Annotated in this window: 8 protein-coding genes; 7 read left to right on the plus strand and 1 reads right to left on the minus strand. The window is 45.7% G+C overall.

Annotated elements, in window-relative coordinates:
- The first annotated feature begins 3 nt into the window (after nt 1-3).
- The 7 genes from LKO28_RS05665 (at nt 4) to LKO28_RS05695 (ending at nt 12,914) form a co-directional block, all read left to right on the plus strand.
- Complete coding sequence (locus LKO28_RS05665; protein WP_227693736.1) at nt 4-2,952, plus strand: DUF4982 domain-containing protein; 2,949 nt, start codon at nt 4-6, stop codon at nt 2,950-2,952.
- A 4-nt stretch (nt 2,953-2,956) separates the two neighbouring features.
- Nucleotides 2,957-3,265 (plus strand): L-rhamnose mutarotase, encoded by a 309-nt coding sequence (gene rhaM / locus LKO28_RS05670; protein ID WP_227693737.1) that lies wholly within the window; start codon nt 2,957-2,959, stop codon nt 3,263-3,265.
- A 6-nt stretch (nt 3,266-3,271) separates the two neighbouring features.
- A complete protein-coding gene (locus LKO28_RS05675) occupies nt 3,272-6,013 on the plus strand; it encodes a glycosyl hydrolase (RefSeq protein ID WP_227693738.1) in 2,742 nt (913 codons plus the stop codon).
- A gap of 218 nt (nt 6,014-6,231) precedes the next feature.
- Nucleotides 6,232-9,411 carry a SusC/RagA family TonB-linked outer membrane protein gene (locus tag LKO28_RS05680; RefSeq protein WP_227693739.1) on the plus strand — a complete coding sequence of 1,060 codons (3,180 nt, stop codon included), beginning with the start codon at nt 6,232-6,234 and terminating at the stop codon, nt 9,409-9,411.
- 4 nt (nt 9,412-9,415) lie between these two features.
- Nucleotides 9,416-10,927, plus strand: coding sequence for a RagB/SusD family nutrient uptake outer membrane protein (locus tag LKO28_RS05685; RefSeq protein ID WP_227693740.1), 1,512 nt, complete (start codon nt 9,416-9,418; stop codon nt 10,925-10,927).
- Between the two features lie 151 nt (nt 10,928-11,078).
- Entirely contained in the window at nt 11,079-11,672 is a 594-nt protein-coding gene (locus LKO28_RS05690; protein WP_227693741.1) for an RNA polymerase sigma-70 factor, read from the plus strand.
- Between the two features lie 24 nt (nt 11,673-11,696).
- A complete protein-coding gene (locus tag LKO28_RS05695) occupies nt 11,697-12,914 on the plus strand; it encodes a FecR family protein (protein ID WP_227693742.1) in 1,218 nt (405 codons plus the stop codon).
- A gap of 50 nt (nt 12,915-12,964) precedes the next feature.
- Here the strand turns inward: LKO28_RS05695 and LKO28_RS05700 are convergent, their stop codons facing one another.
- The gene (locus tag LKO28_RS05700) at nt 12,965-15,445 is read right to left on the minus strand and encodes a glycosyl hydrolase family 95 catalytic domain-containing protein (protein ID WP_227693743.1); all 2,481 of its coding nucleotides are present in this window, start codon (nt 15,443-15,445) and stop codon (nt 12,965-12,967) included.
- Nucleotides 15,446-15,594: the final 149 nt, after the last annotated feature.

A 15,594-nucleotide genomic window follows, 5' to 3' on the forward strand; every position in this document is an offset into this window, starting at 1 on the left:
GAAATGATGAAGTTTTGGGGTACGATATGCATGCTGTTATGGTGTGCGGTGAGTTTTGCCCAACCTCGGCAAACCCTCAGTTTTAATGCCGGCTGGAGAATCCACGTCGGTGATCTGCAGGAGGCGCAGCAGCCGACGTTCGACGATTCGGAATGGCGGCCGGTTACTTTGCCGTATGCCTGGAATGAGGACGAAGCATTTGCAAAACCTATACACGAACATAGTACCGACGTGGTTTGGTATCGCAAAACGTTTGTGTTACCCGATGATGTTCCACAGGAAAAAGTGTTTCTGGAATTTGAAGGCCTGCGTTTTGGTGCGGAGTTTTATCTGAACGGCACTTGGATAGGTCGTCATGAAAACGGTGTCATGGCAGCAGGCTTAGACATCTCTGAGGCCTTGTTGAAAAACGGTGAAAATGTACTAGCGATCCGCACTGATAACGATTGGCGTTACCGCGAAAAGGAATCCAATAGTATTTTCCAATGGAACGATAAAAACTTTAATGCCAATTACGGCGGTATTCCGAAGAATGTATGGATTCACTTCACCGGAGGGACATATCAAACCTTACCCCTATACGCTAACTTAGGGACTACAGGCGTATATGTCTATGCACAGCATATCGATATCGCGAAAAAACGACTGGATCTCCATGTAGAATCGGAAGTGAAAAATGAAACGCAAGCGGCAGTGAAAGGGCAGTTTGTCGTCGAGGTGCGTGACGCATCTGATGCCGTTGTTCACACCTTTGAAACGCCTTTTGGAATGGCAGCCGGCGCGACCGAAACAATCCGTGCACAATCCAAATTAGAGAAGGTAAATTTCTGGAACTGGGGATATGGTTATCTATATACGGTAACAACGAAATTGGTGGTCGGGGGGCAACCTATCGATGCGGTGGATACCCGTACCGGTTTTCGGAAAACGGCGTTTCGAGATGGGATGGTCTTTCTGAACGACCGCGTGTTGATGATGAAAGGATATGCGCAACGGACGAGTAATGAATGGCCGGCCGTAGGACTGTCGGTAGCACCTTGGTTAAGCGACTATAGCAATAAGTTGATGGTAGAAAGCAATGCGAATCTGGTTCGTTGGATGCACGTAGCTCCTTGGCGTCAAGATGTAGAATCCTGCGACCGCGTCGGACTGATGCAGATGTTGCCCGCAGGTGATGCGGAACGCGATGTGGAAGGACGTCGGTGGGAACAACGCACAGAATTAATGCGCGACGCAATCATTTACTACCGGAATAGTCCGAGTGTCCTTTTTTGGGAAAGTGGAAATGAATCTATCTCCGAAGAACATATGGCTGAAATGATTGCTATCCGGGATCAATATGATCCGCATGGCGGACGGGCGATCGGATCCCGCGAAATGCTGGATAGTAAACTAGCGGAATATGGTGGAGAAATGCTTTATATCAATAAGAGTGCAAAGCACCCGATGATCGCGACGGAATATATGCGGGATGAAGGTTTGCGGAAATATTGGGATGAATATACATATCCCTTCCATAAGGAAGGCGAGGGGCCGTTGTATAAAGGCAACGATGCCAGTGATTATAACCGGAACCAAGATCAGCACGCCATGGAGGCCGTTCGGCGGTGGTGGGAATACTGGAAGGTTCGTCCGGGTACCGGAAAAAGAGTAAGCTCAGGCGGAGTAAATATTATTTTCTCCGATTCCAATACCCATTATAGAGGTAAAGAAAATTACCGAAGAAGCGGCGAGGTGGACGCGATGCGTATCCCGAAAGATGCGTTTTATGCACACCAAGTTATGTGGGACGGCTGGGTAGATCCCGATCCCCAAGGACTTCATATTATCGGTCATTGGAATTACCCAGCGGATACCAAAAAAGATATACAGGTGGTTAGCGCTGGAGAGAAAGTCGAATTGTTTGTGAACGGGCAAAGCCAGGGCTTCGGCGAACGTTCTTACCAGTTTCTGTTTACCTTTCCAAAAATAGCATTTGCGGCAGGAGAATTAAAAGCGCGTTCCTATGATGAAACGGGTAAGGTCTTGAACGAAAAAGTAATCCAGACTGCCGGCGAGCCGCATCGTGTCAAGTTACATTACATGCATGGGGATAATGGTCTGTATGCAGACGGGAACGATATGGTGCTCGTGGAGGTGGAAGTACTGGATAGGGAGGGACGTCGTTGTCCGACGGCAACCCATATGATCGATTTTAGCTGGGACGGACCGATGGAATGGCGTGGCGGAATAGCACAAGGCCCGAACAATTACATCCTTTCGGAATCATTGCCCGTAGAGACCGGCGTAAACCGCGTCCTGCTGCGCACCCGGTTTGGAAAAGCAGGTCAGATGCGACTTAAAGCCCAAGCCAACGGACTTTTAGCAGATAGTCTCACGTGGGAAGTTTCTCCAGTTGCGGAAAAAAATGGGTTGTTCGTGAAGCAAGCAGGAATTGGCCTTCCGTTAAATTTTGACAGAGGCGAAGGCTTGCAGGGCGAACCGTTAAAACAACAACGCATAACCTTACCGATACAGCACGTTCAGGCTGGGGCAAATCAAGCGATGGCATCAGCATCTTACGATGATAATGAACTGACGGATTGGGTGAACGACGGATCACTTCAGAACGCTTGGATCGAGTACACCTTGGCAAAAAAATCCGCGATTGATGAAATTGAGCTGAAATTGAATAATTTTAGATCAAGAAGTTATCCATTGCAGGTTTTTGTAGACGATAAACTGGTGTTCGACGGAAATACCCAAACCACATTGGGCTATTATACCCTTGAGATTCCACGTACGGAGGGGCGCCGGGTGAAAATCCAATTAAAGGGGACTTCCGTTATTGCAGCAGAAAATCAACACGCCGAAATTGGTGGGAAAAAGTTGGATGATGGCGTTGCACGCGATGATATTGGGGCAAAAGGTAGATTAAGCATCATTGAAGTTGACATCCATAAAAAATTATAAAGACATGAAAGTAGGGTTCAAAATGAAATTAAAGCCGGGGATGAAGGAGGAGTACGCAAAACGACATGCCGCTATCTGGCCGGAGTTGGTAACACTATTGAAAGAAAACGGCATCGCTGATTATACGATTTTTTTGGATGAAGAAACAGATACGCTGTTTGCCGTACAACAGTTAACAGGAAGCTCCTCTCAGGAATTAGGGAATACGGAGATCGTACAACGCTGGTGGAAATATATGGCTGATATTATGGAGACAAATCCTGATTTTTCGCCTATCTCGATACCTTTAACGTCTGTATTCCATTTAGATTAAACGAAAATGAAAAAGAGATTTTTAGCAATATTGATTGGTTGCGCAATGGCCAGCTCATCCGGATGGGCACAACAGTTATGGCCGGAGGTTACTAAAGAAATGAAACCTTGGACGCGTTGGTGGTGGTTAGGCTCTGCCGTTGACAAACCCAATTTATCTAGAGAGATAAAACTTTTAAACGAAGCTGGTTTCGGCGGCGTCGAAGTAACGCCTATTTATGGGGCTAAGGGATATGAAAATCGCTATATTCCATTTCTGTCCGACAAATGGATGGATATGCTGGCGTTTACGGTAGACCAAGCAAGAACCCACCAAATGGGGGTAGATATTAATTTAGGGACGGGCTGGCCGTTTGGCGGGCCCCAGATCGAAGCGCAGCATGCTGCAACCAAATTATTCTTGGATGAAATTAAATTAAAGAAAGGACAGGAGATCGCATTCCCATTGGGGGTGAGTGATACCAAGCAAAGCTTCAGTAAGCTGCAGGTTCTCCGCGCCTATAAATCGGACGGCGAAGAGATTAATTTGGATGAGCAGATGCACCGGCAGTCGGGCAGTTGGACAGCTCCGGAAGATGTTACCGTAATTGCTCTTTTTTCCGGACGAACGCGGCAACAGGTTAAGCGTGCTGCGCCGGGAGGCGAAGGCTTTACCTTAGATCATTTGGGGAAAGAGCCTGTTCAACATTATTTCGCGCGTTTTCAAAATGTATTTCAAGGAAAAGAATTGGGCATTCGTTCCTTCTTTAATGACAGCTACGAAGTATACGGTGCCAACTGGACGGACAGTTTTTTGGAAGAGTTTGAAAAAAGAAAAGGATATAAACTACAAGCCTATTTATTAGACTTTGCTGGAAAAGGAACGGACAAAGAACAGGAAAAACGTGTGAAATCTGATTACCGATCGGTCGTAAACGACATCCTTAGGGAGAATTTTTTGATTCCTTTTACCTCTTTTGCGCATCAGCATGGAGCGTTATCTAAGAATCAGGCACATGGATCGCCGGGGAATCTGATCGATTTGTATGCCAGTACAGATATTGCCGAATGTGAGACTTTTGGATCCAGCTTCTTTGCGATTCCTGGTTTGAGACGGGACAGTGCAGACGTGCGAAATGTTGATCCAGATCCGATGATGTTCAAATTTGCGTCTTCCGCAACTCATACATCAGGAAAAAAATATACCTCCTCAGAAACATTCACCTGGTTGACGGAACATTTTAAAACTTCCCTCGCACAAGCTAAACCGGAAGTAGAACAGTTGTTTTTAGCGGGGGTAAACCACGTTTTCTATCATGGTACGACCTATTCGCCGGAGGATGTAGCCTATCCGGGTTGGTTATTCTACGCCTCGGTGAATTTTACTACAAATAACTCTTTTTGGTCACACCTTCCGGGGTTAAACACTTATATCACCCGGGTTCAATCGATCCTACAAACAGCGCAGGCGGATAATGAACTCCTAATTTATTGGCCAATATACGATGTTTGGCATGATACGAATGCGCCGTTCAAAACATTAGGCGTGCACCACGTCGACAATTGGTTGCACCCTACAGAATTCTATAAACAAAGTAGGCATTTGCAACGTTTAGGCTATAGTTTCGATTTTGCGAGCGATGCGATCTTGGCTAGATCAAGTGTTAAGGATAATAAGATCGTAACTGCAGAAGAAGCGCGCCCCTACCAGGTGATTTACGTACCGACCACTCAATATTTTTCTGAAAAAACGTTGGAAAATTTGTTGAACTTGGCGCGGGATGGGGCGACGGTTATCTTTGAAACACTACCACAAGATGTGGATGGATTAGCCAACCTGGAAACACGGCGGAAAAAGTTGCATGACCTCTTAGAGACCTTGAAGTTTGCAGCAGATGAGCCGAACCAATACACGGCGTATGGTAAAGGGAAAGTATACTTGACCAAAGACGTGCATTCTGCTTTAGAAACGGAACAGCTATATGCGGAACGTTTAGCTCGGACCGGATTGAAATTCAACCGACGCGTGACGGATAAAGGAACCTATTATTATATTGTGAACCACACCGATAAAACCATAGACCAGTTTGTTCGACTAAATAAGGAGGGCGAGCATTACACGTTGTTGGATCCGCAAACGGGTGCTATATTTAATCTTCCGGCCGAAAAACGCGATGTTCGGCTGCAGATCCCGGCAGGTTATGCGTGGGTAGTTTATGTGTCAGATCAGGATAAAGCCGAGGTCGCTTACCGATATGCTGATAATTTACAAGAAGAGCGTGTTTTTTCAGAAAAATGGAAGGTAAGTTTTCTCAAAGGTGGAGCACAATTGCCAAAAGGGCGGACATTATCGACACCGGCTTTTTGGACGGCTTGGAACGATGAAGTAGCCAATAAGTTTGCGGGAGAAGCAGCCTACGAGACTTCGTTTATGTTGGCGAAGCAAGGTGATAAGGGGTATCAATTGCACTTAGGCGCCGTGGGGGAAAGTGCCCGCGTATGGGTAAATGGAAAAGATGCCGGTATCGTATGGGCGAATCCTTTCGTAGTCGAGATTGGGGAGTTGTTGCGAGATGGTAAAAACGAAATCCGTATAGAAGTAGCCAATTTAATGGCTAATCGGATGCGTGATCTCGATCAGCGGAAAGTGAACTGGCGTAACTATCATGAAATTAATTTTGTGAATATCGATTACAAAGCATTCGATGCGAGCCAATGGAAGGTGATGGATAGTGGTTTGGGAGGCCCCGTGAAACTATTCAGCTATTAAAACCGCTTATATATGTTTGGAAAAAGACCATTTTGAAAAAAATGGTCTTTTTATTTACAGAAGATTTATTGCATATGCAATTGAGTGCCAGTTTGTTGGTCGGTGTATCGGGTGCGGTAACTTATTTAACCATGTAAGTGCATAACAGTTTTGTGACATAAGCTATCTAACTTGGTTCTAGCTAGTATAAATCTATGGTATAACAAGTTGATAAATCTATGAAAACAAAAATCTTTTTTTACAGCCTGCTTACCCTTCTGCTTGGTACCGGTCATATATCGGCCGCACAGGAAATCCTTAGGGGGAAGGTCGTGAATGCATCGCAGGAACCTGTAGTAGGGGTTTCGGTGCAAGTGCTCGGAGATGAGAGCCGATCGGCTTCGTCGGGAGCAGACGGGACGTTTAGCGTCTCGGTTAACGTGGGGGAAACGCTGCGCCTTACTTCCGTAGAATACGATTCCCAAAATGTGGTTGTGCGCACGTTACAGCCATTGACGGTTACTATGCAAACGAAAGACGAGGTGTTGGACGAAGTTGTGGTAATTGGATATGGAACGCAGCGTCGTTCGGATGTTATTGCGCCAGTTTCTAAGTTTAATGCGGAAGGTCTAGAAGAAAGACCTTTAGTGCGGGTGGATCAAGCGTTAGTGGGTCAGATGTCGGGTGTCCGTGTCAAACAGACCACGGGTGTTCCGGGCAAAGGCTTTAGTGTGCAGGTTAGGGGATCCGGATCGATTACGGCGGGTAGTGAGCCGCTGTACGTCATTGACGGTTTCCCGTTGGCGACAGCAGCACCGAATGGGTCAGGAAATTATGCGTCGGGTAACCCTTTGGACAATATCAACCCGAACGATATCGAATCGATTGAAGTGTTGAAAGATGCCTCGGCAGCTGCTATTTACGGCTCACGAGCGGCGAACGGAGTCGTATTGATTACCACCAAGCGTGGGAAAACGGGTAAACCAAGTATTACCTTCAATACCTATTTAGGTGGATCAACGCCTTACCGGAAATTGGATATGCTGAGTAGCGAAGAGTGGATAGACCGTTCGATAGAGATGATCAATGGGCAGTGGGTCGCTTCGGGAGCCGGGCGCACGGCTTCGCAGAGCATGGACGAACGTCGGGCAATTTTAGGCTTGAGTCCAGGAACCTATAATACGAGTTTTATGTATGACGAACGGTGGTTACAAGACGGCTACCCCGGCTTACATTTGATCGACTGGCAGGAAGAAGCCTATCGAACCGGACTGGTACAGAACTATCAATTGGGGGCATCGGGCGGTACGGAGTTCGTGAATTACTACATCTCGGGCAATTACATGGACCAAAAGGGGATTGTACGTGGTGTAGATTATAAGAACTACGCATTGCGGGCAAATGTGGATGTGCGACCTACCAAAAAATTAGCTTTCGGCATGAACCTCGCGCCGACGTATTCCGAAGCGAATGATCCGGGAGTCGAAGGTAAAGACAATATCATGCACCAACTATATTCTATGTCGCCGGTTCAAGAAAATCCCGCAGGTATGGTCAATGTGTTTGATAATGCCCGGTACCCTTGGAGTACGTCAACAAACGACCCCATTGCAAAATTAAATCATTACGATGGGGAGAATAAAACCGCTCGTATTCTAGCGACTTTATACGGACAGTATAACATCCTAGATAATCTGGTTTTCAAAACTACCGTCAACTTGGATCATACTGACTATAAGGCGTTCCGGTATCGGCCATACACCGTTGGAGGAGATTTGCCCCAGCGTACTACCCGCCCGAACTTTGCCACTTATGGGTCGAATAGTACCTATCGTAAACAGACATTCGTTAACGAAAACACCTTAACTTATAATTTGGAAAGGGATAGGCATAACTTGACGGCATTATTAGGTCATGCTTATAATTACGACAGGTTCGATGGTTCCTCCATTACCTCACAAGGAGGTTATCGAAACAGCAACGTAAAAACCTTGAATGCGGCGGTCGGAACGACGGCTTCTACCGATGCGACCAAAAACCTCATGTTATCTTATTTTGGACGGGTGCAGTATGCATTTGATAGTAAATATTTGTTGTCTGCCAGTATGCGGCGTGATGGGTCATCCCGCTTTGGGGCAAACACCAAGTGGGGATGGTTTCCCTCTTTATCAGCAGGTTGGCGCTTGTCGGAAGAGAACTTTTTACAATCGGCCGATTTTCTGCAAGATCTGAAAGTTCGCGCAAGCTACGGTGAGTCCGGAAATAACAATATCGGTGACTACAGCAGCGTGGCCGTTCTGAGTGCCGCCAATTACGCTTGGGGCGGAGCAGCGGCACCGGGTTGGGCCGCAGGGAATATCATCAATCCAGATTTAACCTGGGAGAAGTCACGAACCTTTGATGTCGGGTTAGATTTCGCCTTATTCCGTTCACGTTTATCAGGATCCTTTGATTGGTATACCAGAACGAGTAGCAATTTGTTGTTAAATGTTCCTACGATGTGGGCAACAGGATTTGGTTCCTTATTGGACAATGCCGGCGAAGTGCAAAGCCGCGGTTGGGAACTGGAGATCAACTCGCGCAATATACAGCGAGACCATTTTACCTGGTCTACTTCTCTTAATCTGAGTCATAATACCAATAAGGTGACGAAGTTAATAGGCAACCAGCAAGAAATTCTCATACCATCTTCTTTTGATATAGAGCACTCTATCTTACGGGTCGGTCAACCCATGTATAGCATATATGTGGTACAACAAGACGGTATTCTCTCGCAGCAAGATATCGATAATGGCGCTGCGCTTTATGGTACACAGGTCGCCGGTGATCCTCGTTATGTAGATGCGAATGGGGATAACGTAATCGATGCAGATGACCGTGTCATCGTGGGGCATCCGAATCCAGATTATGTATGGGGTATTACCAATAACTTTAAGTACAAAAATTTCGATCTAAGCTTCTTAATCCAAGGCCAGAATGGCGGACACCTGTACTCCCTCTTGGGACGTGCTTTGGGCCGTACAGGGCAGGGTGCGAGCGATAACGCTTTAGGTTTTTATCGAGACAGATGGCGTTCTGCTGAAGATCCGGGCGCAGGTGAGGTCGGAAAAGCATATTCTACATTTGGTCGGATTAAAAATACCGATTGGTTGTACTCATCCGACTATTGGCGTCTGCGTAATGTAACGCTAGGATACAATTTTAAAGATTTACGTTTGGCAGGACAGTCGTGGTTAAATTCGGGTCGTATCTACATGACGTTAGAGAACTTTTGGGGTAACGACAAATACGATGGTGGATTGAACCCGGAATCGGCGAATACCAACCTGAGCGGCAGCAGTACGTTTGCAGAACCAGGGGACTATGGAGGGCTGGCTTTGCCGAAGACAATTACTTTTGGTGTAAACTTGACTTTTTAAGACAATGAAAAAGATATTATATTTTGTAATAAGTTTGGGACTATTGTCATCCTGCGATATGGATTTAGGGCAACAACCGATATCGGACCCGGCAACAGAAACCTATTTTCAAACGTTAGACGATTTTAATCAAGGCTTAAATGCCGTGTATAGTTCGGCGAGGGGATATCCTGATCGTTTGATGAATTTATCCGAAACGAGATCCGATAATTTATATGCAGTTTCCGATGGAGGGGTGCGTGATTGGGAAGGAATTAATAGCTTTCATCAAAACATTGTAGCTAATCCCTACATAGTAGAGGCTTGGCAAGCGAATTTTACCGGCATCTTTCGCGCTAATAACTATTTAGAACAGTTAGCGAGCAAAGGAGAGTCGGTAATTTTAGACGAGGTAGTACGCCGACGTATGGAAGGACAAGCACGTTTTTTTCGGGCGTTTTACTATTTCGACTTAATCCGTTATTTCGGAAAAGTGCCGTTAATCGATCGGGTGGTAGATGCGCCAGAAGCTAAAACTATTCCACGTAGCCCGGTGAGTGAGGTATACAACTTAATTATCGACGATTTAAACAAAGCAATCGATTATTTGCCCGCTCCAAGTGAGTACGCTGCTGCGGAACGAGGCCGGGTAAATAAATATAGTGCAAAAATGTTACTGGGCTTAGTGTACATGACACGATCAGGACCAGATTTGGGTATAGCGGGTGCTGGCTTAAATACCAATGAATGGGCGGAAGCAGTCAAGCAATTTAATGACATTATTGCGAGTAATGCATTTGAATTTTTGCCGTCTTATGCCAGTATTTTCGATTATGCAAACGAAAATAATGAAGAGGTTATTTTCAACATTGAGTATGCTACGGGTAGCAATCCGGCGGTAGGCTCTACTTTTCCCTGGGTGTTGGTGCCCGATACCTGGTTTCGTTCTTTGGGTTTTGGAGCACAGGGCGGATTGACGATACGACCGGTTTCGATGGAACTCATGGACAAATACGAAGCAGATGATTTGCGCCGTAGTTTTAGTATTCAAGAAGGTTATAAAGATGGAGACAATGTAGAAACCAGGCCGTTTGTTAAGAAGTTCGTGGATATTAGCAGAGTTCCCACAACTAGTAGAACGGATTGGCCGATCAATTATATTGTTTTCCGGTATACGGACCTCCTGATGCTAAAAGCGGAGTGTGTCCTGAATGGAGCTCCAGGTTCGCGAGAGACGGATGTCGATGCCGTCATCAACCAAGTGAGAGCTCGTGCGGGGGTAGGTTCTACACCGCTGACTAATGTAACCAAAGCGCAATTGCTGGAGGAGCGTCGTCGTGAATTTATTGGCGAAGGCGTACGTTGGTTTGACCTCATCCGTTCAGGAACAGTAGAAAATACGATGAAAGCATGGATCGAAGCAGAAGATGGGGGAGGACAAATGCGCGAGTTTAAGAAGGAATATGTGTTGTATCCGATTCCTCAATCGGAAATGAATACCACCCCTGGTCTTTACGATCAAAATGACGGATATTAGTTTTTATTAGGTGTATCGTGTAAAGCTGCTTCATTTCGATGAAGTAGCTTTTTTTGATAATGGTGCAGGATAGTCCATGACAGCACGACGAAAATATTTTTGTATATTGCACGTAGCTAATACATTATAAAATACCTTATAGACCTATCCTATGGCTAGAAGTGCAGTTAATCCGATACTCATCGACCGTCTTCGTCAAGGTGATGAAGCCGCTTTTGAAGAGATATTCCGACTTTGCCATCGGCAATTATTTCACTTTGCCCACACGTTTTGTAAGGAGAAAGAGCTGGCTCAGGAAATTGCCCATGAAGCCTTTGTGCAGTTGTGGGTCAACAGAGAAAAATTATCGCCGGATCTTCCGCTATATCCCTATTTATTTACGCAGGTTCGCCGGATGACGATTGACGCTTTTCGCAAAAAGATGCATGCGTATAAATTCCAAAATGAACAGCAACAGTTGCAAGCTCATTTAGGTGTAGAAGAAACGGCGAATACCGTAGCATGGAGGGAGCTGCAAGCGATCGCTGAAGCAGCCATCCGGCGTCTGCCGGAACATCAACAATCTGTTTTCGAAATGAGCCGTGTACAGGGGCTCTCTTACGAAGAAATCGCGGAGCGGCTTCATATTTCCAAAAATACGGTGAAGTATCACTTAGTAAATGCCTTGAAAAATCTTCGTAAAGCATTAGGACATTACGAGTTATCGTCGATTTTACTTTTTGCACTACCCATTTTACTCCGTTAGCCGTTACTATTTTAATACATCGATATGCTGAACGGGATGGAAGAACAACGAATTAATTATTTATTAAAGAGCTATGTAAACGATACCCTCTCCGCTCCGGAAAAGGAAGAACTTTCACATTTGTTACGCTGTAGTACGGATGACCGAAAGCTCGGTGAAGATATGCAAAAAGTCGTCGATGAATTGTTGGAACAAGGCAAGATGAATGACGTCCCCACTGAGCAGTTATGGGCGTCCATTTTAGAAGATTCCCGCATGGACTGGCAGGCATCCCCTCCCGAGTCTGGGAGACGATCGCGGCTTCTTGTATATTATGCAGCTGTAGCGGCTGTTTTTATAGCTGTTATCGGGTTCTATTATTTTTCAACCCCACGTAATCCGCAGGATGTAGGTCAGGCAGATGCTGCGTTGGTTTCAACGGCGGAGCAAACGGAGGAGGTGATTCATCCGGGAACGCAACAAGCCACACTTACCTTACCGGATGGAAAAGTGATTGCACTGGACGATTTGACAGAAGGCCGTCTGATAGATGGTGAAGATTATGCGTTACGACTCGTAGACGGTGTACTCCAATGCACCGGCGAAGAGGCACAAGCTGTACCGCTAATGGCTACGCTTAATACCCCACGTGGTGGAGAGTACCAGATGGAATTACCGGACGGTACACAGGTATGGTTAAATGCGAGTTCATCCATTCGCTATCCGATAAGTTTTACTGGAAATCAGCGTGAGGTATATATAGCAGGCGAGGTATATTTTGATGTGAAAAAGGATGTTAATCGTCCTTTTGTCGTCCATGCAGCGGAAACTAAAATTACCGTATTGGGCACGGCGTTCAATGTGTCCGCTTATGCCGATGCATCGCAAATACAAACCACTTTGATAGAAGGTAGTGTCCGTTTAGAAAAAGGATCAGCTGTGCGGAAGCTGCGTCCGGGCCAGCAAGCGAGCACTTCAAGAGGAAAAAATTCTCAAATCGCCGTTAGAACCGTTGATGTAGAGGAAATGGTGGCTTGGAAAAATGGATATTTCTATTTTCACAACGAACATATAAAAAGTGCGATGGAGAAGATTGCACGTTGGTATGACGTAGATGTGGTATACGTGGGTGCGATGTCAAAGAAAGGTTTGGACGGTACGATCTCCAGGATGGAAAATCTGAATCAATTACTTGGAGCCTTAGCGTTAACCGGCGCCGCCAAATTCACTCTGAAAGGACGTCAGATTATCGTGCAGGAATAATAAAATGAAACCGGCTTGACCGGTTTCATTTTATTATTATATAGGATTTGTTAATCAGTGTTGGTCGCGTTTTTACTACTTAACTTATATACTTTTCCTTTCTCGGTTGGAAAAGAATACAAATAGTGAATACCGTCACGTTTTTCCTGTACATTTTTTACCGCGCTCACATCTAACGGTGTTTGCGTGCGAACAGTACACCAACCGCCTTGGATCGACAGTACCGTGGCTTTTTCCAGCTGACTATCTTTCCAATTGATATCGACTTCAAAATTTCCACGGGCTTTCAATCCTTTCACACTGCCTGAAGGCCAGGCTGCAGGCAATGCCGGCAGCAAGTGCAATTCTTTAAGATGACTTTGCAATAGCATTTCTATAAAACCCGCTGTAGCCCCAAAATTTCCATCAATCTGAAAAGGTGGGTGTGCATCGAAAAAATTCGGATAAGTGCCACCGGTCTGATGGCCCGTTGGTTCGCAGTAACGTAATATTTCCCGTATCATTTTATAGGCATGGTCACCGTTATGCAGTCGGGCAGCGAAATTTATTTTCCATCCTTTGCTCCATCCTGTTCCTTCATCTCCGCGAAGTGCGAATGTTTGCTCGGCCGCTTTCGCTAGTTCAGGTGTCGTTAGGGGAGAAATATCTTTACCGGGATGCAACCCGAATAAATGCGAGAGATGCCTGTGGTGAGGATCCACTTCTTCATAATCGTCCTTCCACTCCTGGAGTTGGCCCTTGCTGCCTATTTTATAGGGATAAAGTTTAGCTGACGTGATTTCAAGCTGTCTACGTAGTTTTTTATCTTTACCCAATATTTCACTTGCCGCTATTACATTCCGGAAAAGATCTCGAATAATCGCCATGTCCATTGTGGTTGCTTCCGACACAGAAATTTGTTTGCCGTTATGCCAAAATAGATTTTCCGGGGTCGTGGATGGTGATGTAAGGAGATAGCCGTCCCGCTCTATCAACCAGTCCAAGCAGAATAGAGCAGCGTCTTTCATGATCGGATACGCTTCTTCTTCTAGAAATTGTAAATCTCGATTAAAGTCATAGTGTTCCCAAAGATGTTGGGAGAGCCAAGCACCGCCCATGTACCAATTGGCCCAAAGCGGGTCTCCGTCGCCGACATTCCCTACCGCGTTGCTGAGCGCCCATATATCGGAATTGTGATGGGCGACCCATCCATTCGCTTTATAATATTCGGTTGCGGTCTTACGTCCGGTCTTTGACAGATCCTGAATAAAAGCTAACAATGGTGCATGTAGCTCGGAAAGGTTGCCGCTTTCCGCCGGCCAGTAGTTCATCTGTGTGTTGATGTTGATCGTATAATTGGAGCTCCAAGGTGGGCGCATTTCCTTATTCCAAATGCCTTGCAGGTTGGCGGGGGCACCTCCTGCTCTTGAGGAAGAAATCAGTAGGTAGCGCCCATATTGGAAAAAGAACTGTTCCAATGCCAGATCTTTATTTCCAAAAGCGTACAATTTTAGCCGCAGATCCGACGGAATTTTGGCATTTATCGGATTAGGGTTGCGATCTTCGAGATCTAAAGATACGCGATCAAACAACGCTTTATAGCGCTGAACATGGCGGGCTTTGAGTTCTTTATAACTCTTTTGAGCAATGCCGGCAAGCGTTGCTTCAGACAATGCTTTCTCATCTTTACCATCTTTGTCCGGGCATTTGTCAAAGCCATTAAAGCTCGTCGCAGAACCGAGATAAAAGATAACTTCACTGGCATCACGGACATGTAGCCCGTCTTGATCCGCCGTTACCGCGCCGTCGGAGACCACTCGTAGAATCGTTTGTACGCGCATCCCGTTACAGCCCGAAACGTCTTCCCATTCAATGGGTTCACGTTCTTTTTTGTTATAATACGAAGGGTCTACGCGAGCTGGCACTTTGCCGTTCATATAAAGCCGATCATTCCCGAGAGGAGCAATCGAGGTGCGAAGTTGGCTGGAGAGGTTCGCGTGCAAAGTCAACGCGCCGGGCTGATCGGCCGAGACTCGTACGACTAAAACATTGTCCGATGCGGATGTGAAAATCTCCCGTTGATATTTCGTGCCGCCCTGTTCGTAGCGGATGGATGCGATAGCGTTGCTTATATTGAGGTCTCTGTAATAATTGTTCGCTTGCCCTCCTGATTTGAATGTCTGTTTAATTTTGAGGTCACCTAGCGGCAAGAAACTTTCGCTGTAGTGTCCTTGCATCTTTTTTGTCAATTCTTGAGCCTTTTCAAATTCTTTATTTGCCAAAGCTTGACGGATAGGCGATAGGTAGGTATAAGCTTCTGGATTGACATCATGTTTCCGCGGTCCGCCAGACCAAAGGGTAGATTCATTCAGCTGAATAAGCTCTTCATCTACCTTCCCAAATATCATGGCGCCTAGTTGCCCATTGCCTATAGGCAATGCTTCTACCCATTCCTTCGCAGGTTTGTCATACCAGATCGTTAAATTATCCTGCGCCTGTACTACCGTATAGGCGTAGATGAAAGCCATCCCTAAAATTAATCGTCGTAACATAGTTTATATCGTTGTGTTTACCGTTTCTGATTTTCTGACTACTGGTTTATAATAGCGACGCTAAAATAGTAAATTTTATTTTCTCACTACCCATCTTCCTTCCTGACGCGTTAACCCTTTCAATAAACCTTAAATCACAATAAATATGG

This window comes from Sphingobacterium sp. FBM7-1 (genome assembly GCF_020687765.1).
Classification (GTDB): Bacteria; Bacteroidota; Bacteroidia; order Sphingobacteriales; family Sphingobacteriaceae; genus Sphingobacterium.

Excerpts from the sequence above, each read along its gene's own strand:
- LKO28_RS05665 (WP_227693736.1), top strand. The coding sequence starts at position 4 with ATGATGAAGTTTTGGGGTACGATATGCATGCTGTTATGGTGTGCGGTG.
- rhaM (WP_227693737.1), top strand. The coding sequence starts at position 2,957 with ATGAAAGTAGGGTTCAAAATGAAATTAAAGCCGGGGATGAAGGAGGAG.
- LKO28_RS05675 (WP_227693738.1), top strand. The coding sequence starts at position 3,272 with ATGAAAAAGAGATTTTTAGCAATATTGATTGGTTGCGCAATGGCCAGC.
- LKO28_RS05680 (WP_227693739.1), top strand. The coding sequence starts at position 6,232 with ATGAAAACAAAAATCTTTTTTTACAGCCTGCTTACCCTTCTGCTTGGT.
- LKO28_RS05685 (WP_227693740.1), top strand. The coding sequence starts at position 9,416 with ATGAAAAAGATATTATATTTTGTAATAAGTTTGGGACTATTGTCATCC.
- LKO28_RS05690 (WP_227693741.1), top strand. The coding sequence starts at position 11,079 with ATGGCTAGAAGTGCAGTTAATCCGATACTCATCGACCGTCTTCGTCAA.
- LKO28_RS05695 (WP_227693742.1), top strand. The coding sequence starts at position 11,697 with ATGCTGAACGGGATGGAAGAACAACGAATTAATTATTTATTAAAGAGC.
- LKO28_RS05700 (WP_227693743.1), bottom strand. The coding sequence starts at position 15,445 with ATGTTACGACGATTAATTTTAGGGATGGCTTTCATCTACGCCTATACG.